This window comes from Pseudoalteromonas sp. CO342X (genome assembly GCF_004208915.1).
Classification (GTDB): Bacteria; Pseudomonadota; Gammaproteobacteria; order Enterobacterales; family Alteromonadaceae; genus Pseudoalteromonas; species Pseudoalteromonas maricaloris.
On sequence record NZ_SGPH01000040.1, the window covers coordinates 364,090 to 385,965 of the forward strand.

The 21,876-nt window shown below is 42.6% G+C and carries 16 protein-coding genes; 3 read left to right on the forward strand and 13 right to left on the reverse strand.

Annotated elements, in window-relative coordinates; all coding sequences use genetic code 11:
* Positions 1–330: 330 nt before the first annotated feature.
* The 12 genes from EXT47_RS20520 to EXT47_RS20575 all read right to left on the reverse strand — a co-directional run bounded on the left by EXT47_RS20520 (position 331) and on the right by EXT47_RS20575 (position 16,874).
* Positions 331–3,015 (reverse strand): TonB-dependent receptor, encoded by a 2,685-nt coding sequence (locus tag EXT47_RS20520; RefSeq protein WP_130127444.1) that lies wholly within the window; start codon positions 3,013–3,015, stop codon positions 331–333.
* A gap of 77 nt (positions 3,016–3,092) precedes the next feature.
* Positions 3,093–4,763 carry a hypothetical protein gene (locus EXT47_RS20525; protein WP_039495305.1) on the reverse strand — a complete coding sequence of 557 codons (1,671 nt, stop codon included), beginning with the start codon at positions 4,761–4,763 and terminating at the stop codon, positions 3,093–3,095.
* Between the two features lie 191 nt (positions 4,764–4,954).
* Positions 4,955–6,265: a lipopolysaccharide assembly protein LapB gene (locus EXT47_RS20530; RefSeq protein WP_069019192.1), complete on the reverse strand. Its 1,311-nt coding sequence runs from the start codon at positions 6,263–6,265 to the stop codon at positions 4,955–4,957.
* 21 nt (positions 6,266–6,286) lie between these two features.
* Complete coding sequence (locus EXT47_RS20535) at positions 6,287–6,892, reverse strand: energy transducer TonB (protein WP_010378710.1); 606 nt, start codon at positions 6,890–6,892, stop codon at positions 6,287–6,289.
* A gap of 9 nt (positions 6,893–6,901) precedes the next feature.
* Positions 6,902–7,312, reverse strand: coding sequence for a biopolymer transporter ExbD (locus EXT47_RS20540; RefSeq protein WP_010378708.1), 411 nt, complete (start codon positions 7,310–7,312; stop codon positions 6,902–6,904).
* Between the two features lie 22 nt (positions 7,313–7,334).
* On the reverse strand, positions 7,335–7,862 hold the full coding sequence (locus EXT47_RS20545) for a MotA/TolQ/ExbB proton channel family protein (protein ID WP_010378705.1): 528 nt from the start codon (positions 7,860–7,862) through the stop codon (positions 7,335–7,337).
* Positions 7,863–7,864: 2 nt separating this feature from the next.
* Positions 7,865–9,232 (reverse strand): MotA/TolQ/ExbB proton channel family protein, encoded by a 1,368-nt coding sequence (locus EXT47_RS20550; protein ID WP_130127445.1) that lies wholly within the window; start codon positions 9,230–9,232, stop codon positions 7,865–7,867.
* Between the two features lie 14 nt (positions 9,233–9,246).
* Complete coding sequence (locus tag EXT47_RS20555) at positions 9,247–9,996, reverse strand: DUF3450 domain-containing protein (RefSeq protein WP_130127446.1); 750 nt, start codon at positions 9,994–9,996, stop codon at positions 9,247–9,249.
* Positions 9,997–10,245: 249 nt separating this feature from the next.
* Positions 10,246–12,135 carry a methyl-accepting chemotaxis protein gene (locus EXT47_RS20560; RefSeq protein WP_130127531.1) on the reverse strand — a complete coding sequence of 630 codons (1,890 nt, stop codon included), beginning with the start codon at positions 12,133–12,135 and terminating at the stop codon, positions 10,246–10,248.
* Between the two features lie 197 nt (positions 12,136–12,332).
* A complete protein-coding gene (locus EXT47_RS20565) occupies positions 12,333–13,100 on the reverse strand; it encodes a basic secretory protein-like protein (protein ID WP_130127447.1) in 768 nt (255 codons plus the stop codon).
* Positions 13,100–15,454, reverse strand: coding sequence for a GH92 family glycosyl hydrolase (locus EXT47_RS20570; protein ID WP_130127448.1), 2,355 nt, complete (start codon positions 15,452–15,454; stop codon positions 13,100–13,102). The genes EXT47_RS20565 and EXT47_RS20570 overlap by 1 nt, the downstream gene beginning before the upstream one ends.
* Before the next feature lie 145 nt (positions 15,455–15,599).
* A complete protein-coding gene (locus EXT47_RS20575; RefSeq protein ID WP_130127449.1) occupies positions 15,600–16,874 on the reverse strand; it encodes a sugar MFS transporter in 1,275 nt (424 codons plus the stop codon).
* 131 nt (positions 16,875–17,005) lie between these two features.
* On the opposite strand from EXT47_RS20575, the gene EXT47_RS20580 reads away from it, so the two are divergent.
* Positions 17,006–18,187, forward strand: a complete 1,182-nt coding sequence (locus EXT47_RS20580) for an AGE family epimerase/isomerase (RefSeq protein ID WP_130127450.1) — start codon at positions 17,006–17,008, stop codon at positions 18,185–18,187.
* A 1-nt stretch (position 18,188) separates the two neighbouring features.
* Positions 18,189–19,142: a carbohydrate kinase gene (locus EXT47_RS20585; protein WP_039495317.1), complete on the forward strand. Its 954-nt coding sequence runs from the start codon at positions 18,189–18,191 to the stop codon at positions 19,140–19,142.
* A gap of 63 nt (positions 19,143–19,205) precedes the next feature.
* On the opposite strand, the gene EXT47_RS20590 is transcribed toward EXT47_RS20585, so the two are convergent.
* On the reverse strand, positions 19,206–19,700 hold the full coding sequence (locus EXT47_RS20590; RefSeq protein ID WP_130127451.1) for a YcgN family cysteine cluster protein: 495 nt from the start codon (positions 19,698–19,700) through the stop codon (positions 19,206–19,208).
* 299 nt (positions 19,701–19,999) lie between these two features.
* On the opposite strand from EXT47_RS20590, the gene EXT47_RS20595 reads away from it, so the two are divergent.
* The gene (locus EXT47_RS20595) at positions 20,000–21,679 is read left to right on the forward strand and encodes a diguanylate cyclase (RefSeq protein ID WP_240701642.1); all 1,680 of its coding nucleotides are present in this window, start codon (positions 20,000–20,002) and stop codon (positions 21,677–21,679) included.
* The last annotated feature ends 197 nt before the right edge of the window (positions 21,680–21,876 follow it).

Consider the following 21,876-nt stretch of genomic DNA (forward strand, 5'->3'; position numbering starts at 1 on the left):
ATAAAAAACCCCGCATGGCGGGGTTTGGATACAACATGTAAAGGTTGTCCTAATTAAACGCATTTGCGTCAACAAGAACTCGGTACGAAACGAGCTATGGTTTTGTTTTTAAAGCTCTTAAATAATGTTACTGGTTCAATATGACAAGTATATTAACAACCTAGTAACCTACTGAAGTATTTGGATATATTTTTATATAGACCAACTATACACAAAGTTACAGAACTTAGTCCATGGAATAATGAATTAATGGGAAAAAATATCTCGAAGATTGATAAAGATCAAAAAAGCCAAGGCTGACCTTGGCTTTGGTTAAAGCTTAGTTGTTCTTTAGAACTCGTAGCTGTAGCTCAGGCTAACAGAGGTACCGACATCTTTTTGTCGCACCACTACGTCAGATTGAGTTACTTCTTGATCTTCATTTAGCAAGTTCTTGACTTTAAATTTAACTTTAGAGTTAAAGTCAGGATACCAAGTATATACTAGGTCAAGTGAGTGGAATGGTTGCTCATAAGCATCATCTCTACCGCCGATCCCTGAAGCCAAAATACGCTCACCAAAGACGTTATACACTAATGAACCACTGTGTTGACCATCAGCCGAGTCATAGTTTAATTGCATATTAACTACATACTCTGAGTGACCCGTCATACGCTTCGTTGGGTTGGTTAAGTTACCAGCACGAGCAGGATCTATCGATACTTCAGAATCACTCAGGGTGATGTTACCTGACGTAAAGAAGCCACTCGCAAGGCCCGATAAGTCGTATAACCATTCGGCTTCGATACCGTATACTTCACCTTCCTCACCGTTTACGAAGGTTGCTGTATAGTCTTCATCACCAACGCGCAAGATAGTTTCTATTGGCGCCGTAATATCTTTATAGAATGCCGCAACTGAGAAGTTATCGCCATTATCCATATAGTATTCAAAGCGCGCGTCATAGTTTTTCAGGTCGCTACTCTTAAGGCCAGCTACACCGAAGGTGCGAATATCGGTTAATGGATCATAGTAGGCAACCGGTACTAACTCACGTAAGTCTGGACGTACAGTGGTTTCACCATAACCAAAACGTACTTGATAGTTACCGTCTGAAAGATACGTTAGCGATAGTGCGTTAAAGAAGTTATCTTCGTTAACGGTACCAGCTAAAATGCGCTCTTCGTCGTAAATCGTTTCCATTGTTACGCGGTCGAAGATCAGACTCGATGTCGCAAGTGACACCTGTTTAAAGTCTTCGTAACGAATACCACCACTAATACGCCAGGTATTATCAAAGAAGATATCAAACTCACCATAGCCCGCATCAATCTTTTGAGCCGCGATATAATCGTCGGCCGCTGGTGCCTGAGGTTCGTTGAAGGTCAACAAGAAAGTGTTGTTGTTCAAAAACTCATCGTCAAGATAACCCGATAATCCATAGATCTCTGATTCATCAAAGTTTACTGGGATGGATATGCCACTTTTGTTATTTACAACGAAGTTACTGGTATTGTAAACACGCGCTCTATCCATAAAGTCGTAACCACCTTTAAGGGTAATTTCTATGCCCTCGAAGGTTAACGGTAAGGTGACATTGCCGCTGTAAGACTTTACGTTGTCTTCCATGTCTGTAAAGGCGTACGTTATACGGTTATCATCACCGGTAACGATAGAGTTTTTATAAGAACCGTCTTCGTCATAGTTATCAATAAACTTAAAGTCGATTTCTGTTGGAATATCGGTTTGCGCTTTTGACTCTGTATACTGCCAGTCAAAGCCTATCCCCCAGTAATCGAGGAACGTGTGTTGACCAATCACTTGGTCGATATCCAATGTGCGTTCTTCGTAATCAAACTGATGTGAACGCTGTGCCGCACCTGTTCCCGCTATAGTTCTAACGGTACTACCGTTAGGGCTTTGTAACACGGAAAACTCTGATTCGGTTTCGTTATCTTCGAGATAAATCTTAGAATAAGTAATGCTATGCTGATCTAAGCGGTAACCGATATTGAATACACCATTTAGGCGTTCAGTCTCAGTCGTTACTTTAGATTCTTTAAGTGTCACATAACAGGAATTGGCTGTGTCTTCTGCGGTTTCTAGTTTTGAAGTACAGTTTTCAGCTAATGTGTCGTCAATAACGCCTGTTGTGCGGTCGCTGTAATTCCAATCGTTGTCATAGGAACCCGCAAGCATAAAGCCTATCGTGCCGCCTAACCAATCTTCTTGGAAACTATTGCCAATGTTGGCTTTTACATCAAAGTTTGGATCTAGGGACTCTTCTTTGACTTGAATATCGCGAGGAAGTGATGACACAAAACCTTTGATCACGTCAATTGCTTGATCCGCACGTGTTAGCCCGTCTTTATCTTTGAAACCGTTTTTGTCTACAACTTCACCGATGTCAAAGTTACCACGATATCTTACAACTGCATCTTGTAGTACTTGAGGTATACCTTCCGCGGTTCCGCTGTAGGTAAAGCCTTTATCAGAATTAAAGTTTTGGCCAATACCTACCTCAATACCCGCGGTGAACTCCGATGGTACAGACTTAGTACGGATATCGATGTTACCACCACCGAATGCAGCAGGCATTGACGGAGAATAAGCTTTTTGTACCGCTAGACTTTCAATAATGCTCGCTGGAAAAATATCGAGTGGAATAACGTTTCGGGTTAAGTCCGGGCTCGGTACTGCGGCACCATTCAGGCGAGCACTTGAGTAACGCTCACCTAGACCACGAACATAGATAAACTTGCCGTCAACTAACGTAAGACCGGTAACACGACGTAGCGCGGATGCTGCATCACTATCACCTGTTCTAGATAGCTGCTCTGCGCCTAAGATATCCGCAACGAAGGCTTGGTTTTTACGTTCTTCAATTACCGCCGCAGCACTACCTTGCAAACGAGTACCTACCGCAACAACTTCTTCGATTGCCTGTTCTTCTGCAACGCTTGGTAGAGAAGTTGCGACTGTGAGTGCCGTACTGATGGCTAAAGCAACTTTTTTAAATTTCATTTGAGTATCCATATGCAATCCTGCCAAAAATCATAAAAAAGGCGCAATGACTGCGCCTTAATTGTAATAACTAAGGTCATTACGGATAATTAGTCAGCGTTTGAAACCTCAATTGCTTTCTTAACCCACTGATACCATTCAGAAGATGTATCTTTATCAGATACCGCACCAATGTAATCAACAGTCGTGAAGAAGTTATCATTTAGGCTGCTTAGGTCGTTTGCTTCTACAGTGATAGCGGTAGAGCTTGAATTTGTTGAGAAGCCGTCTGCTGCAAGTACGTCAGCTGCACCGTTTAGAATTTGGTTAGAACCTGCGTTAACAAACCAATCTTCTTTACCTTCACCTGCAGGTAATGGCTCAGAACCATTTTTAAAGTTCGCTGCACAAGCAAGTACAGAGCTTACATAATTAAGCGTATCAGCTTCAGCGTTTGCAGCTGCATCTGGGTCTTTGAATTCTAGACATTCAGTGCCATTTGAAGCTTCAGCTTTTACGATTAGCGTGTTGTAGTACATACCACGGATAGCATCATCAAACTTCATGCCTTGTGATGCACCATTGTCGCGAATAGAGTTACCATCAGTTGTTAATACAGTTACGTTAGCAAAGTTAAGCGTAGATGCCGGTGCTTGACTATAATCAGGACCTGCTGCTTTTTCACCATCGGTTTCAAAACCGTTATTACCCATGAAGCCTTCTGTACCTGCAGGGATTAGTACCGCGTCGCCTTTATCATCAGCATAAGTAACGTCACGTTTAGTTTTAATCGTACCGTGCTTAACAACAATAAACTGACCTTTACCTTGCCAGCCCGCATCAACGTCGATACCATCATCTTGAGTATCTGTTACTACGATATTTTTGATGTTTGCAGCACCACCGAAGAATTCGATACCATCGTCAAAACCTTGGTGAATGTGAAGGAATTCGAAGCTTGAACCAGAACCCACAGCATTCAGTGTTAGTGAGTTTAAGTCGTCCCCAGGGCCGCCATCACGAGGACCAGAACCTGCATACCAAATGTGTGCATATTTGATTTGACCGCTGCTATCTGCGTTGTTTTTACCGCCATAGTAGCTTGTTACACCTTCAGAATCAGCATTACAAAGGTCGCCATCACGCTCTGCATCAGTACATTCGTTTGTGATACCAAAACCGTTAACCATGATACCACCCCAGTCAGCAAACTGTGGACCGATACCTGCTAGGTTAAATGCGTCAAATTCCGCTGCTGAAGTGAAACGAATTGGCTCAGCTGCAGTACCAACTGCGTTGATTTTCGCACCACGCGCGATACGAACCACTGACTCACCAGAAGTGAATGCCATTACTGCACCTGGCTCTACAGTTAGTGTTGGGCCGTTCGCTTCGATTGTACAACCTGTTGACGTGTTACAATCTTTACCGATTAAAAGTGCACCTTTGAATACGTGAGCGCCACCATTCTCAAGCTTTTTGAATGTCACATCAGCTTGTACTTCTAGTGATTTAGAAGCAAAGTCAGTGCCGTATACACAGTGTGGTGCTTGGAACGTACCTTGAACTTCAGTGCTTCCTACAGCGCGAGTTGTACAAGGGTTAGTTGTGCCAGTATCGCCACCTGTATCACCGCCTGAATCGCCATTGTTTGTTGTATTGTTTGAATTGTTAGTGCTGTTATCGTTTACAGTAGGTGTAACTTCGATGTCACCACCACAACCAGTAAGTGCCATAGCAGCGACGATTGCAGAGACTCTGAAGAGGTTTTTTAGTTCCATTGCTAACTCCAATAGTAGACTTTTAAAAAATTATTTTTTTACTGTGTTTAAATGATGTGACTAAATTAATGGGGTTTTATTACACGAAGATTACACAAAATGATTGTAATTAAATCTTCATAATAAAAATTGGAACTTTTAAAAATAAAAAAACCGCCCGAAGGCGGCTTTGGTGTTGCGATTATAAAATATTATAATAAAGCTTGTTTTAATGTTTCAGCATGAACTTTTTCTCGCTTCACATATTTAATCCATTGTTTAGCGAGGTTTGCTGATTTTTTGTGCTTTTCAGCTTGTTCGAATGCCAATATAGAAGCATCAAAGTTTTGCAGGTTAAACTGTGCCATTCCAAGTGCAACATAGGCGTTAGACTCAAACGTTAAATCGCCTTTATTGAGAGCAAGTCGGGCGTGATCTGCGGCTTCATCATACTTTTCAAGATTTAAGTAGATCTCTGCAAGTCTCTGATCTAAATTACCATGTTCAACTTTTTCAGTTGCTGCTAGGAAGAAAGGTAGTGACTTTTTATCTTCTCTTGCTTGAACGAAAGCTTCTGCGATAAAAGTTAAGTTTTTGGCGCTGTCTTCAACGACACCTGCTTTTATTCCGTTATCGAGTGCTTCCGCTGCTTTAAAAGGCAAGGCGTTCATTAAATAGACTTGAGCAAGTTGCATATAATCAGATTTTGATTTTATAAAGCCCCTTTGCTTCGCAGTTTCAAATGTTGCAAGCTGTTTTTTCTCGGCACCTATCTCACCGTACATACCACCAAGCTGGACCCAGTATTGTGGTTTGTCATAAAGGGTAACCATTTTCTCTAAAACATCCGCTACTTTTTTCGGCTGATTTAATGAGTAATATATCGCACGTTGAAGAACTAACCAGTTTTCTTTTGGTAGTTCACCGTCGGCTTCAACTAAATCAATCGCAGTATTTATATTGTTTATCGCATCATTATATTTTTTTAGTTGATATTGTGCTTGCGCCTTTAAAATATAAAAGTTACTTTTTGGAGCCTGCGTATTAACTTCTTTCCACTGATCAAGGAATGATAATGTGCTTTCAAAATCATTGTTTGCCATGGCCAATTGAGCCAAACTAAATGTCGTAGAAAGACGCAGGGACTCAGGAATAGATTCTTCCGCAATAACTGCTTTGAAAGATTCGATTGCCTTGTCGAGCTTGTTTTCGTTGTAATAAATAAAGCCATAGAAGTTATACATCATTGCCACTTCGTAGCTATTCATACTCGAAACGCGTTCTTTCACCGAATCTAATGCGGCGAGGCCTTCTGCTACTTGCCCATCGTCTGCAAGTTTTTGCGCGCGGGCCAGTTGACTATACACTTTTTCACGTAGCGCGGGCACACGCTTGGTTTTAGTTTCTGAGTCAGCATAAGCCGTTGCCAAATTAACATTTGGTATGACCGAAATGAGACTCGGCGCTATTAAACCTGTGCTAAATAACGCACTTATTAACGTAATTTTTTTAAACATTTTCATAATCGCAATCCTTAATGACGGTTAGCCATTAATTTGAAATGAAATCTTATTTTGAACACCCGCAACTTCAACCGGTTCACCGTTTACTACGCGAGGTTTGTATTTAAATTTCAATGCCGCATCAAGCGCTGCTTGGTCGAAGATTGATTCCGGTTCGGCGCTTACTACAACAGGGTTTCTCACAGTGCCTTGTTTAGTTACAATGAACTCAACAATCACATACCCCTCAATTCCGCGTGATAACGCACGTCTTGGATATACCGGTGCAACTTTAACGATTGGCAGATATTCACCATCACTGGACTCAAGTGCTAAACCACCCGCCAAATCTACGTCAGCGTCCACATTGGCACTGAAATCAAAGTTGCCGCCTGTTGCGTCAAGATTGTTGTTCTGTGTCTGTGGTGCATCCATTGGTGGAGGCGGCTCTTTAGGTGTTGGTGGCTTTTGTGGCTTACGCTCTTTTTTCTCCACCGTCTCTTCTTTTTTAAGACGGACGAAATCTAGTACTTGTCCTTTTACAGGATCTGTCATTGCTCCTTCCCCTCCTTGGATAAGCGCTTGCATACCCAAGAAAAGGAAAAAGGTAACTATGCCTGCAATTACTAAAGCAATTAAGTAACGCATGGTATGTTCCTATGACTCCTGTGCTGCAATCGAAACATCAAATGCGCCAGCTGCGCGTGATGCATCCATTACTTTAATTAGCGTGTCAGTAGTTGCCTTTTTATCAGCTTGAATAACCACACTACCCTGCGGATTCTCCGCTTTAAGACGCTCGATGTTTGCTTGAACTGCACGGATGTCTACTTGGCGTTTGTTAATCCAAATTTCACCAGTATCTGAAATTGCAACCAGGATATTGGCTCTTTGCTTTTTCACCGCAGTAGCCGCTTCAGGGCGGTTAACATCAATACCCGCTTCTTTAACGAAAGAGGCCGTTACAATAAAGAAGATAAGCATGATAAATACAACGTCCAGCATTGGCGTCATGTTGATTTCTTCTGCTTCTTCTTCTTGGAATACTTTTGCAAGTGGTGCTCTCATAATTCTTTCCTCACACGACCGATTAATGGTCTAGTAGCATTTTATCTTCTAACAACTCAACTTCACGCTTGGCTTTACGCTGAAGGTAGGTCGATGCAAATACACCCGAAAGCGCGCCAACCATGCCTGCCATTGTTGGGATAGTTGCTTTTGATACCCCAGATGCCATCGAACGTGCACTGCCTGACCCGGTGATCGCCATTACATCAAATACTTCAATCATGCCGGTTACCGTACCTAGGAGTCCTAGTAAAGGACACAGTGCCACCATGACATTGATATATGGTAAGTTGGCGTTGAGTTTGATCCCCACGCGAGAGATAGTTGCTTGTCTTATCTGCTCTGCGTTCCAACTGTTACGCTCATTTCGAGAGTTCCAAGCTTGTAGGACTTCGTTTTTGTAGCCTCTGTATTTACCGAACACAAACATGAAGCGCTCGAGAATAAGTAGCCACATGGCGAAGGTTACGAAGCCGATGACCAGGAGAACCTGGCCACCTGTATCAAGGAATTCACGTAAAGCGTTAATTGCATCAAGCAATAAAACCACGATTACGCTCCTTTCTCGCTACGCTCTGCAATGATCCCCGCGCTCTGCTCTTGAAGAATAAGGAGCAAGTTACGAGAACGTGTGTTTAGTAGTGTGTAAAGGAATACGGTTGGGATAGCGACAACCAGACCAAGTACGGTTGTTACAAGGGCCTGAGAAATACCACCAGCCATGAGTTTAGGGTCGCCCGTACCAAACAAGGTAATTGCTTGGAAGGTGTTGATCATACCGGTCACTGTACCTAGTAGACCAAGTAGCGGTGCTACGACTGAAATAATTTTGATTAAAGTTAGGTTACGAGTGATCTTTGGCATCTCACGAAGGATTGCTTCGCTTAACTTAAGTTCTAGCGTATCGTAAGCCACATCTGGGTATTGCTCTTTCACTTTCATCACACGACCTAGCGGGTTGTCGTCACGGGCAACACTATCTTTAAGCTGACGGTTGATTTTAGAACCCATCAACATGAGTGATACAAAACGCTCAATTGCAATAAGCAGTGCAAGTAAACCAACACCTAGGATCACATAACCTACCGCGCCACCTTGGTGTACTTGTTCTTCGGTATTTGGCGCTTGTACTAGTAGACCGAGAATTGAGCCGCCTGTTGGGTCAAGGGCAAAATCAACAGAACCTGTCTTCGCATTTTGTAATTCACCCGCTGTTGAGGTGAAACGAGACGCTGGCTGACGAGTCAGTTCAGAAAGTGTTTGTGTATCGTTGTTGTAAGTCAGGTATTTACCATCAGCGATTAAGTTAAATGCACCAACGCGAAGCACTTCTTTATTTTGCTTGGCACCACCGGCTACGATAACTTCGGTATTAAAGCGCGATACTTTACCTTGTTCTGTCATTTCACGTTGCATCTCAAACCAGACTTTTTCAATGTCTTCGATTGATGCTAGACGCGATGTTGAGCCCATCTTTTTCGCAAGCTCAGTCATGTAATCATCACGACCTTTAATTTCAGCTGATACAACTGAAGTTGCGAACTTATTTGAACTATCGCCAGCTACTTGTTGAAGCACACCGAATAGTTCTTTTAATGTCCCCATCCGCTTGCTAAGGGTGTCACTTAGGTTGGCCAGTTTAATTTCGTTTTCTTCGAAATTGGTTTCTAGACGTTCAGATTTAGCCAAAGCTTGGTTACGTTCACCCGTTAATGCATTCAACATTTGGATTTGGTTGTTTTGCAGCGCTTTGAACTCGGCTTCACGTTGTTTGTTTTGCGCTGTTTGTGCCGTTTGACCTTGCTCTAAGGTTTTAAGTAGTGAATCTAAATCTAATGCTTGTTCAGCATGCGCAGATGCGGTTAACGCAAGTGTTGTTGCGAAAATAGCGTGTTTAGTGAATTTTTGTACGAATTTCATAGTGGTCTCACCTATTACTCTGCAGCCTGAACTGGAAGCGTTAACATGTCAGGTGCTAACTGCTTACGTGCGATGCGAATGCCTTTATTGATTTGGCTGATGTTGGTATCTGGTAATGCGTCAAAAGCGTTACTGTCTTTGTTCCAAAAACCAGCTTGGCTGCCATCTTTTGTGACATAAAGCAGCTCAAGACGACCAATTCGTAGGAAATCTACTTCACGTTCTTGTCCATTCACGTCAAGTAATGAGGTGTAAGCTTCGATAGTACGTCCGTAGTCCACTTCAACTTGGTAAGCTTCAAGTACGCGGCGGAACTTTTCGCTTGATGAAATATCAGCACGGTCCATCAAGTTAGTTAACTGAGTAATACGCTCAGCACGCTCTTTAGGAAGGAAAGGCACGTCTAATTCAACGAACTGTTTCAGGCCTGTGATCATGCGTATCATGAGAGGTGTGATTTGACGCTCGATCACCGAAACCTGGTCCATAGAGGTGTTAATTGCCGCCATTTCTTCAAGTTGGTTTTTGATTTGTTTTTCTAATTGAGCGTTGTAAACAGATAGGCCGTCGATTTCTTTGTTCAACGTCTTGAACTTTTGCAAACGAGACTGCATATCGTCTGCAATACCATCGATTTTCCCTTGAGACTTTAATGCAGATTCATTGATAGCTGCACTTTTGTCCATCGCTTGATTTAATTCTGTTGCTCCGGCTGAGGCCGTTGCTAGCATACCTGCTATAAGCAAGTGGTTAACGCACTTCATCGCATACACCTTATAAATTATTGCTAGTTGCTAAAAAACTGGGTGCAGTCTAATTACGAAAAATGACAACCATGTTGCGCAACTAATACACAAATGTGACAGCTGTCATTGAAATTACATTAATCAATTAACTTATTGGTTTTAATGGGATTTTGTTGGTTAATAAGATGTTGCAGGTGTTTTGTGTCATAAAAGGATCACAAAAAAGCCGCTTTTGTTAAGCGGCTTTTAAGCATTATTGGAATGGCGTTAGACTCTAAACTTGAGCACCATTTGTTCTAATTCGTCGAACTGTAGTTTCAATGACTTACACTCTTCAAGGGTTGCGGTTAGGTTATTACTGCCTTGCAGGCTGAGGTCACTAATATGATGAATGTCGCTATCTAATGTTTGGATAACGGTGTTTTGCTGGTGTGTGGCGCTGGCAACTGCATGGTTAACGCCGTCTATGGCATCAATTGAATTGCTCACTTCTTGCATTTTAGTACCTGAAGCATTGGCTCTATCGGCGCTTCTCGCTGAGTCTTCTAAACTCGCTTTCATTACGGCCACAGCTGAAGCCGAGCCTTGTTGTAGTTGAGCAATAGTGCTTTCGATTTCTTGCGTTGACTCTTGCGTGCGCTGTGCCAATTGCCTTACTTCATCGGCAACGACAGCGAATCCACGCCCAGCCTCACCTGCCCTAGCGGCTTCAATGGCTGCATTTAATGCCAGTAAGTTGGTTTGTTCGCTAACTCCCTTAATTACTTCAAGCACTTGCCCTATGCTGCCTGAGAGTTTATCCAATCCATCCAGCGTGTCTTGTGCTTGAGACATTTTTTGTGTCAGTGAAGCGATTTCTTCGATATTTTGAGTGAGTGAATGTTGGCTTTCAACAGAAAGCTTGTTGGCGTTACTGGCAAGTTCTGAAGCATGGGTTGCATTGTTTGAGATCTCTTGTGCACTTGAAGAAAGCTCGTTGATGGCTGTCGCGACGCTATCGGTGCGCTTGGACTGATCTGTATACATAGATAAGGTATCTTGCGTTTGCGCAACCAAACTATTCACGACGTTTTCAAGTGTCACCGTGGTATTTTTTACCTGTGTAATTGAGGCATGAATTTTGTCGATAAACTGGTTGAAATAATCGGATAACTCGCCAAATTCATCTTGATTCTCTACGACTAATCTACGAGTAAGGTCACCTTCACCTTGGGCGATGTCTTTGATGGCTACGTTGAGATTGTACATTGGGCGCATCAGATACTTGAGCAATAGTTGTAGCATCACCACAATAGCAATCACGCCAAGTAGCATATAGATAGCAGCCATATTTCTAAAAGAAGATACGGACGAATAGGCAATTTCTTTATTAATGACAACGCCAAGATACCAGTCGACATTTTTAATGCCTTTCATTTTTACAAATGAAACGAGCTTTTCTGTGCCATCAATTTCAAGCTCCGTGAAATCCCGGTTTAATGACAGGCGTTTACCAAACAGCTCTGACATCGGCTTGTCATTCAGTTTAGTATCTGGATGACTGAGTATTTTACCGCTTTCATCAAGTAAAAAACCGTAACCAAACCCTAAAAAGTCAATTTCGTTGATAATTTCTGTGATGGTTGACATGTCTATGTCCCCCCCAGCCACACCTGCAAATCGGCCTCCTTGTTTTACCGGTACGACGGCAGAAATAGTGAATTCGTTGGTGGTAACGTCGATATAAGGTGCGGTAAATGCGGTATCTTGTTTTTGCTCAGCGAGCTTATACCAAGGGCGGCTAGTCGCATCAAAATCAGCAGGAAGTTGGATACTTGGATCGTCCAACACAAATGTACCATCTGGCGTGCCAATGAAAACGTTTTTGAAATCCCCTGCAGTGTCAGCGGTTTTTAACCGTCTTCTTATTTGTTCAGTGGAGTCATCAGCTCTATGTCCATCAGCAATCGAGACCACGATTTCAAGTCTGTCATTGAGCCAATTGGCGATATTCTGTGAAACCGAGCTTGAAATCTCTTGTAAAACCAAGGTAAGTCGAGCTTGAGTTTGGTCTCGCATAACAAGAAAGTTGTTTACGGTAAATAAGCCGAGCACAATCACTAACACAAGGGAGGCTGCTACGGTTACTTTGGTGGTGAACTTTAGCGCTTTAAACATCATGATCCTGTTGAACTTGTTCTTTTCTTCAGCCAAACAAAAAACTCGTTGGCCGATTGTTATTAATAGATTTAGGAATTGGATTCCTTTGTAACTATTTTTATCAAAAACTCAAAGGTTTGTCTTTGATTATCGGCAGGAAATGAGAGAGGTTTAGAGTGAATGTTAAATAAAGGTGAGACTTCGCTCACCTTGCGTTACAGTAACGACGCTTGATAATGTCGCCAAGCAGTATCTAATTTAACACCTGCTGATTGCTCAAAGTATTGCCAGTCCCACTTTATGTCGTCATGTGGGTCCAATTGAGCATTGATCTCCTGAAGTAGGTCTCGGTTACTTTGCTTCGATAACCAATCGATAAAGAATGCTGTATTTTTATAGCCGTCTTTATAGTTGCCACCAGGCTTTTGGATGTCATCAGGAATATACCCAGCTTTTAGTCTAACAACATCTGCTATTCCCTCAATGATAGGCCCTATTTCCTTGTAATTATGATCATCTAGCTGATAAGCATGGGCAATTTCATGATAGAGAATACCGATAAGTTCGTCGACTGATTCTGTTTCACTGTGCGATGTAGAAAAGTTTTCCATGTAGTTTGCGCTGATATGGATTGTTGCGCCGTTAAAATCGCCCTCTTTATATGCAACCCCTTTTAGGTCTTCAAAGACGATATGGAGGGTTGGTAGCTTAGGCGCGCTAGTCATATCTTTATAAAGTAATCTAGCCACGTTATAACTTATCTGCTCTATTACTTTGTTATCAATTTCTTGCCATGCGAAATGGTTAATTTTAGTTGCTTTGCTGAGCGAGACGACTGGTAGAGGAAATTGACGCCATGCTAAGTCTGACTGAAACGCGATCGGTTTTAATTGCGCTGCGGCATTATCGATGTCATTTGCAAGTGCGAACGGCGCACTTGCAAATGTGGTCATAGCCGCAAGAAATATTCCTGCTTTAACCATTACTTATACTCCGACAATGAAGGCGGTCTCTGCGTCTTGGATTGACCCCATGCTTTATTCGGCTTGCTAGACATTTGATACTCCAATGTACCGCCATTCATGATGTCGTTATGTGTGATGTAGCTGCGATTAAGCGGTTTACCATTTAATTTAATGGACTTGATATATTTGTTTTTGTCACTGAAATCTTTCGCAACGGTTCTAAATGCTTTGCCGTTTGCAAGTTTCAACGTAACTTCTGGCACCTGAGGTGCACCAATCGCATAGCTTAGGTCGCCTGGCGCTACGGGATAAAAGCCCATCGCTGAGAATATATACCAAGCAGACATCTGACCTACATCGTCATTACCTGCAAGGCCATCCGGTTTGTCTGAGCTTAAGGTATCCATGATCTGACGAATACGCTCTTGGGTTCTCCACGGTTTACCCGCGTAGTTATATAAATAGGCAATATGATGGCTTGGTTCATTACCATGGGCATAGTTACCAATCAGGCCTGCAATATCTTCGTGCTCTTTGATCATCTCTTCAGAAAGGTGGGTATCAAACAGTGCATCTAGACGTGCTTCAAATGCATCGTCACCACCCATTAATTCAATCAGGCCAGCTACATCATGCGGTACATAGAAGCTATATTGCTTAGCGTTACCTTCGGTGTATGGGCCCATGTATTTTGCTTCAAACGGGTCAAATTCGGAATCCCAGTTTCCTTTTGAATCTAACCCTTGCATGTAACCGGTTTCTTTATTGAACACATTTTTATAGCTCATTGCACGTTGGTAATAGTCTTTTGCTTTGCTGGTATTGCCCATCGCTTCATACATTCTTGCAATGGCAAAATCATCGTAAGCATATTCAAGTGTGATAGAAATAGACTCTGGAAGTACGTCCATTGGTACATAGCCAAATTTCTTGTATTCAGGGATGGCATCGTACACTGGGTTGTTAGCCGTGTTTTCAATTGCTTCTACTGCTAAATTAATATCGTAATCTCTGATCCCCTTTAGATATGCATCGGCAATGACTGAAACCGCATGATAACCAATCATGGTCCATGTCTCGTGAGCATGGAACGACCAAATAGGTAACATTTTTTCGTAGCTTTGCTGATAATGTACCAGCATTGATTGGATCATGCCGGATACGCGGTCTGGGTCGATATAAGTGAGTAAAGGATGTAATGCACGATAGGTATCCCACAACGAGAATAAGGTATAGTGCTCGAAACCTTTGCCGTCATGAATTTCACCGTCAACGCCTCGATACTGTCCGTTGACATCTTGGTAGATATTCGGCGCTTGTAGTGCATGGTAAAGCGCAGTGTAGAACTGACGTTTTTGCGCTTTGGTGCCTTCCACGTCGACTTTATCTAAATAATTTGTCCACTGAGACTTGGCATTTGCGCGAACGTTATCAAAATCCCAACTTGGCACTTCAGTTTTAAGATTCTCTAATGCGTTTTTGCGGCTAACTGCAGAAAGTCCGACCTTCACCAACAGCGGCGTTTCGTCTAGATTATCAAAGCTTGCAACAAACTTAACGGCTTTACCTGCTGTCATTTTTACTGCGGTATTCTCAATCGTAGAGTGTTTGCTGTCTTTTCCTAAGCAATTCATACAACGATAACGGTTGTTGTCTAGATTATAAAACTGATAGTCAGTGATAGGTTTTGAAAACTCGATGGCAAAATACATTTGGCGGTTACGCGCCCAGCCATTAGTTGCACGGTAAGCAACCAATGTGGTGTCGTTTATTTTGCGGATGTCGCTCCAAATCACTTTGTTTTCAAAGTTATAGATTGCTGAGGTCAAATCAAGCAATACATGGCCTTGTTTTGCTTTATTGAAGCTGTATTTATGCATACCCACTCGCGTGGTTGTGGTGACTTCGGCTTTCACACCATAGTCGAGTAAGTCAACGCCATAATAGCCAGGCTCAGACCATTCTTGGTCATGAGAAAAGCGTGAGCGATACCCTATGTCTGGATTTTCAGCGGTACCAGCATCGAGTTTTACTTCGCCTGTCATTGGCATGATCAGCAAGTCGCCAAGATCTGAGTGACCAGTGCCAGAGAAATGCGTGTGGGAGAAACCAACAATAGTATGGTCGTCATAGTGGTAACCGGCGCAGCGCTTGTAGATTTCTGGTTGAGGGGAAACACCGCGCATAGGGTTATCTGTATCTGGGCTTAATTGAACCATACCAAATGGGACGACAGCGCCTGGGAAGGTGTGGCCATCACCGCCAGTACCAATGAAGGTATCGACCCACTGTGTATTTGATTCAGTGGCGTGAACTGTTGCGCTTAACAACACACTTTGTGTGATTGCCAACGCCCAAGTTTTAGCTCGCATTACTCTCTCCTAGTTTTTGTTTTGAATTGGAGCGTTCCAATTTTGTTTTATAATACCCTTTATGAATACGTATTCAATACTCTGCGACGAAAAAATTATGCAATAAAAAAGGCGAGCTATGCTCGCCTTGTAAACTTTCGTTAACTTAATTCAGTTTTGCTTGCCACTTTTGCGACAGCTTAACCACGTTTAATCCGTACCATGCGATGTAGACATAACAAAGCAATGGCACAATAAAGCTGATCTGAATATGGAATTTATCCGCAACCACACCTTGAATGAGCGGCACAATAGCACCACCGACAATGGCTAAACACAGCCAGCCAGAACCTTTACTGGTTAGTGAGCTCAAGCCTTCAATTGCCATTGAGAAGATTGTCGGGAACATAATAGAGTTAAACAAGCCAATCGCGAGTACGGCAATCATCGCAATGTTATCACTGGTGCTCATGGTCAATGCCAGTAATAAAATAATAACGACAGCGTTAAAAGCCACTGCTTTTGAAGGTGCAATGGTTTTTAAGGCAGCAGAGCCGATAAAGCGCCCTACCATAGCACCACCCCAGTAGTAACCGATAAGTTTTGCCGCGGCATGCTCTTCAAGTCCTGCGATTTCAGGTTCTGCGAAGTAATTTACAAGGAAACTCCCAATCGCAACCTCTGCACCGACATAGCAGAAAATAGCTACTACCCCCATTACTAAGTGTGGGGCTTCAATTAGGTTATGGTGTTTTGCTTTACAATCGACGGCTTCAGTATGCTCAGCAATGACAGGTAACTTTAAAAACGCGAATACAACGGCGATTGTTAGTAGCGCAGCTGCCAAAATAAGATAAGGTACCTTTACCCCCTCTGCGCTTGCCGCAGCTTCAACGGTTAGCGTACCGGCTGAACCAAACAATAAAAAGCCACCCACGATAGGACCAATAGTGGTACCCAGTGAATTAAGCGCTTGCGCAAGGTTTAAACGACTTGATGCGGTGCGAGGATGCCCGAGTGCTGCTACATAAGGATTCGCTGATACTTGCAAAACAGTGATGCCAGATGCAAGCACAAAAAGCGCTGAGAGAAAAATCCAATATTCGTGAACAACAACGGCAGGATAAAACATGATGCAGCCAATGGATGCCACGATTAAGCCCGTTAGTACGCCATTTTTATAGCCAAAGCGTTTAACTAAATACCCAGCAGGTAAAGAAATAATAAAGTAGGCACTAAAAAAGCAAAACTGGATCAGCATTGCTTCGGTGTAGTTAAGGTCAAATACGCCTTTTAGACGTGGGATGAGGACATCGTTTAAAACAGTGATAAACCCCCAAAGGAAAAAAAGTGTTGTCATTGCAATAAGCGGAAGTCGATAATTATTATTCTCGGTATTCCCGCTTGTGACGAAGGTTTGATTTGTATTTATTTCGCTCACAAGTGATACTCCAATCTGTTTTCACCTAGATTCTACACACTGTTACATGAAAATCACAAATGTTTTGTTGGATCGTTCCATGTTTTATCTGCTAAAGTAATGGAAATGTTCAGCAGTAGGTTAAAAGTTAGATGAATTTTAGAACAACGCAATTTTTAGAAGCACACATAAAAAAGACGCTCAGCTTTTACGCACCAAATTGCGTGGATGAACGTGGTGGCTTTAATCACTTCTTCAAGGATAATGGCGAGATTTATGATGCGAATACGCGTCACTTGGTATCAAGTACCCGCTTTGTCTTTAACTATGCTATGGCCTATGACTATTTTAAAGAGCCAACTGACTTAGACAAGGTTAAGCATGGTATCAATTATTTAGAAACTGTCCATAGACAAGAAAATGGCGGCTATGCGTGGCTGCTTGAAGGCGAAAATGTTATCGATGGCACTAACCATTGTTATGGCCTTGCCTTTGTTTTATTGGCTCATGCCTGCGCGCTTAAGGTTGGTTTATCGGACAGCAAGTCTGCAATCGAGCGAGTATGGCAGCTGTTAGAAGAGAAGTACTTTGAGCCTGAGTTTGGACTCTATAAAGATGAATTCGATGCAGACTTTAATCAGGCAGATAAGTACCGTGGTCAAAATGCCAATATGCATACCTGCGAAGCGCTAATTGCTTGCTTTGAAGCAACACAGGATGAAAAGTTTTTACAGCGTGCATATTTGCTTGCCGACAATATGGTAAATCGTCAAGCGGCTAAGGCAGAAGGGCTGATTTGGGAGCACTATGATAGTCTATGGCAAATCGACCTTGAGTATAACAAAGACGATCCCAAACACTTATTCAGACCTTGGGGATTTCAGCCAGGCCATCAAACTGAGTGGTCAAAATTATTATTGTTGATTAACCGCTACATGCCAAAGTCATGGCTTGTGGAAAAAGCCGTGCACTTGTTTGATGAGTCATTAAAAGCTGCTTGGGATAGTGAATTCGGCGGAATTTGCTACGGTTTTGCGCCGGATAAGTCTATTTGCGATGATGATAAGTACTTTTGGGTTCAGGCGGAGTCATTCGCTGCGGCTGCGCTACTAGCACTTGAAACTGGTGATGAAAAATATTGGCGGTGGTACGACAGAATTTGGCAATATGCTTGGGATAACTTCGTCGACCATGAATACGGTGCTTGGTATCGTATTTTGAATAACAAGAACGAAAAGTACAGTGATGAAAAAAGCCCGGCGGGCAAGACCGATTATCACACCATGGGCGCGTGTTACGAAGTCCTGCGTTCAATGAAGTTAAAAGGCGAATAACATGGCACTTGTTTGTTTTGGTGAGGCGTTGATTGATTTTTTATCGGATGGCAAAACACCAGAATCTTTTACTAAATATGCAGGCGGCGCGCCTGCAAACGTGGCAGTAGCCGCGGCAAAGCAAGGCGTTGATGCGTATTTTTGCGGCATGTTAGGCAATGACATGTTCGGCCAGTTTTTAGCTGAAGAGCTACAGGCTAATGGCGTAAATACTCGTTACCTCGAGTATACAGATAAAGCCAAAACGGCATTGGCATTTGTTTCTCTTGATAAACAAGGTGAAAGAAGCTTTAGTTTTTATCGGCCACCAGCGGCGGATTTGTTGTTCAGGCAAACCCATTTTTCTGAGGATATGTTTACAGAGCATTCTGTCTTACATATATGCAGTAACAGTCTTACTGAAGAGAATATCTACAAAACCACGGTTTATGCGCTCGAGTATGCGCGTTCAAACAACATGCTTGTTAGTTTTGATATGAACCTCAGGTTGAACCTGTGGAGTTCGACTACGCATATTCTTGATAGAATTTGGCATTGTATCGCGCTAAGTGATGTCGTTAAACTCTCACGCGAAGAATTGGAATACCTGAACGCGAATAGTCATTCGGGTAAAACCGAAGCGCAAACCATAGCCGCAATTATGGATAAGCAAACTCAATTATTATTGATAACCGACGGTGCAAACCCCGTTGAGATTTATCTACCAAATGATCGTGCTAAAGTCGCTGCGCCAAATGTTGTCGCAGTGGATACCACTGCTGCGGGAGATGCGTTTGTAGGGGGGTTACTTGCTGAGATCATTCGAAAGTTTAAACCTACCCGAGATATTGAGTTTGCCATCTCACTAGATGAGGCAAAAGGCTTAGTCGCATATGCTGCAAAATGTGGTGCGTTCGCCGTTCAACGCTACGGTGCATTTGCCGCGTTGCCGTCTAAAGCTGATATTGGCGAATAGTAGCCTTTTTTCTAGGATAGATGCATGCTCTACCGCAAAGCATTTATCCTAGTCCTTGTTTCTTTAGTCGCAGTCTTTGTGAGGCCACTCTACTATATGCGCTTCAAAATCAGACTCTAAGTCTACCTCCAGCTCTGAGGTTGCCTTACCAAAAATACTGATCCCCGCATCTATCATGGCTTGTTTGGAACCATTATTTCTAAGAGGATGCCAGCTTGCCAGTCCCCTGCCCTCATGAAGTCGTCGATAACTACAACTGTTTGGCATAAAAAAGATATCTTTGAGGTTTTCTTTGGTTAGCTGTACGCAAGACGGAACTAGAACTTGCCTTTCGCTGTAGCGGCTACAACTACAGCTATTTTTATCGTTATATTGGCAAACAACATCAGTGTAGAGTAACTCTTCACCTTCGCGTAAAAAGTCGGTGCTTTCAAATGATTCATCTTCCTCATCGCTGTCGATAAAAGAGTGTAAACAGCATTTACCACAGCCATCACAAATCGCTTCCCACTCATCTCTAGTCATTTCTTCGAGTGTTTTTTCTTGCCAAAAGCTCATTACTTTGCCCCTTCATTACGCTTTTTTGCATCATATTTGATTTGTGACGTTGGAATCGATCACATCAAACAAGCGGCGCATTCTATAGGATAGTTGAACGTAATTCAAAATTGGCGAACTATTTATGGCTGACTATGATTAAAGTACTATTTTTATTTCATAATCTTCGGCGAGAGCGCTATTTGTCTGTGATTATGGGACGTAGCGAGGGTGGGTGATTGAGGCAAAGGTACGTCTTTTTATTGTGTGTACTCCTGTTGTCTCTGTGTAGTCAAGTGGTAGCTGCTGGCAAAGAGACGTTGCAACTAGAGTACGTGGCTTCAAATGCTAAAATTGTCGACGTCATAAATAACCCAAGTATCCATTGGCAAACTACTGATGATAAAGTGTTGAACTTAGGTTATTCCAACCTAAGTTACTGGGTACGTACGTCGTTAAATATTGATGAAAAAGAAGGGCCTTATTTACTTGAGATAGCCTATCCGGTGCTGGATCAGCTTGATGTTTACATGCTACAAGAAGGCAATATATTTGTTCATCAGCAATTAGGAGATAAACAACCTTTCATTGACCGCCCTTTTGCGCATGAGCATTTTATTATACCGCTCCCAAACAGCACGCATGGTAAGGTAGCACTATACATTAAAGTACGCTCATCCAGTGCGCTGCAACTTCCTGTGGTACTTTGGACAAACCATGACTTTTTGATAAATGACCAAGTTTTCCGTATCGTGATGGGGATCTACTTTGGTTTGATGGGGATAATGGCAGCCTATAATGTGCTCCTCTATTTTACCATTCGCGAATCCACGTTATTTTACTATGTTTTATACGTTATTTGTTTAGCGCTATTTTCCGCTTGTTTATCAGGTTTTGCCTTTCGATATCTTTGGCCAAATAGTCTTTGGTGGAACGATCAAGCAATCTTGTTTTTTCTTATCAGCTCGGTGTTAACCGGCACTTACTTTGTTATGACATTGCTCGAGATTGGTATTTCTGACAAGTGGCTTTACCTAGGTTGTCGCTTAATCTTGGGATTAGGGTTGGTACTCTTATTTTCTTCCGTGTTTTTTAACTATGCAGTGATGATAAAACTTACCATAGCGTATGCCGTATCAGCTTGTATCTGGGGCGTTTTCTGCCGTATTTTACGTTTGGCTGGGAAAAGCCGCTTAGCGACATACTATTCGATTGCTTGGAGCTCAGTGCTTATTGGCGGGATCATTCTTGCGCTAAATAAATTAGATTTAATCAGCCAAACTTGGTTTACCGAAAATGCGCTATTGATAGGTACAGCCATTGAGGTGGCCTGTTTGTCGATAGCAATAGGTGAAAAGCTCAATACCGAGAAAAACAAGCGCTTTCAGGCGCAATTAACAGCGTTCAATGAAATCCAAAAAGTAAATTCTCAATTAGAAAAGACTGTCGCCATCCGAACTCGAGCGCTACAGGAAGCTAACGATAGACTGGAGCTTGCGAGTCGCACCGATGCGCTGACTGGCGTTGCCAATAGGCGAGCGCTAGACGAAGCCTTGAATAGTGAGTGCTCAAGAGCAAAGCGTTTTGAACACGCTCTTAGTGTTATTATGATCGATATCGACTTTTTTAAGCAGGTTAACGATACCTATGGTCACGAAGCGGGAGACGATTGTCTGATTCACATCGGAAGTATACTTTCCAATTGTGCTACGAGAGCGGGAGACTTTGTCGCACGGTATGGCGGCGAAGAGTTTTGTATTGTACTTGCGCAAACAGATGGTTCGCAGGCTTTTGACCTTGCAGAGAAGATCAGAATGACATGTGAGGCTAGCCCATTGATAAGCAAAAGCTATAGTATAGAGATGACATTAAGCGCAGGATTACATACTCAGACTAAGCCACCTTACATCGGTAAAGAATTGCTCGCCTCGGCAGATCAGGCGCTTTATTTTGCCAAGCGTAATGGTCGTAACCAAGTGGCAATTTCAGGAGAGTTGTAAAGTTGGTATTCGGCTGTAAATGAATTAGCTAAGTCACCATAGAAAAGGGATATAAGATGAAGACACTTCACAGAATCGCTATTTTATTGGCTCTCCTCATTGGTGCAGTAGCTGCTTATAGCTATAGCAGCCACACTGGGATGTTTATTTTTGTGATATTGGGTGTGGCACTTGAAATTGCATTTTGGTTTAAGCTA

What these genes read in the sequence shown, in the direction of transcription:
- EXT47_RS20520 (WP_130127444.1), bottom strand. Translation starts at nt 3,015, where the DNA reads ATGGATACTCAAATGAAATTTAAAAAAGTTGCTTTAGCCATCAGTACG.
- EXT47_RS20525 (WP_039495305.1), bottom strand. Translation starts at nt 4,763, where the DNA reads ATGGAACTAAAAAACCTCTTCAGAGTCTCTGCAATCGTCGCTGCTATG.
- EXT47_RS20530 (WP_069019192.1), bottom strand. Translation starts at nt 6,265, where the DNA reads ATGAAAATGTTTAAAAAAATTACGTTAATAAGTGCGTTATTTAGCACA.
- EXT47_RS20535 (WP_010378710.1), bottom strand. Translation starts at nt 6,892, where the DNA reads ATGCGTTACTTAATTGCTTTAGTAATTGCAGGCATAGTTACCTTTTTC.
- EXT47_RS20540 (WP_010378708.1), bottom strand. Translation starts at nt 7,312, where the DNA reads ATGAGAGCACCACTTGCAAAAGTATTCCAAGAAGAAGAAGCAGAAGAA.
- EXT47_RS20550 (WP_130127445.1), bottom strand. Translation starts at nt 9,232, where the DNA reads ATGAAATTCGTACAAAAATTCACTAAACACGCTATTTTCGCAACAACA.
- EXT47_RS20555 (WP_130127446.1), bottom strand. Translation starts at nt 9,996, where the DNA reads ATGAAGTGCGTTAACCACTTGCTTATAGCAGGTATGCTAGCAACGGCC.
- EXT47_RS20560 (WP_130127531.1), bottom strand. Translation starts at nt 12,135, where the DNA reads ATGTTTAAAGCGCTAAAGTTCACCACCAAAGTAACCGTAGCAGCCTCC.
- EXT47_RS20565 (WP_130127447.1), bottom strand. Translation starts at nt 13,100, where the DNA reads ATGGTTAAAGCAGGAATATTTCTTGCGGCTATGACCACATTTGCAAGT.
- EXT47_RS20570 (WP_130127448.1), bottom strand. Translation starts at nt 15,454, where the DNA reads ATGCGAGCTAAAACTTGGGCGTTGGCAATCACACAAAGTGTGTTGTTA.
- EXT47_RS20580 (WP_130127450.1), top strand. Translation starts at nt 17,006, where the DNA reads ATGAATTTTAGAACAACGCAATTTTTAGAAGCACACATAAAAAAGACG.
- EXT47_RS20585 (WP_039495317.1), top strand. Translation starts at nt 18,189, where the DNA reads ATGGCACTTGTTTGTTTTGGTGAGGCGTTGATTGATTTTTTATCGGAT.
- EXT47_RS20590 (WP_130127451.1), bottom strand. Translation starts at nt 19,700, where the DNA reads ATGAGCTTTTGGCAAGAAAAAACACTCGAAGAAATGACTAGAGATGAG.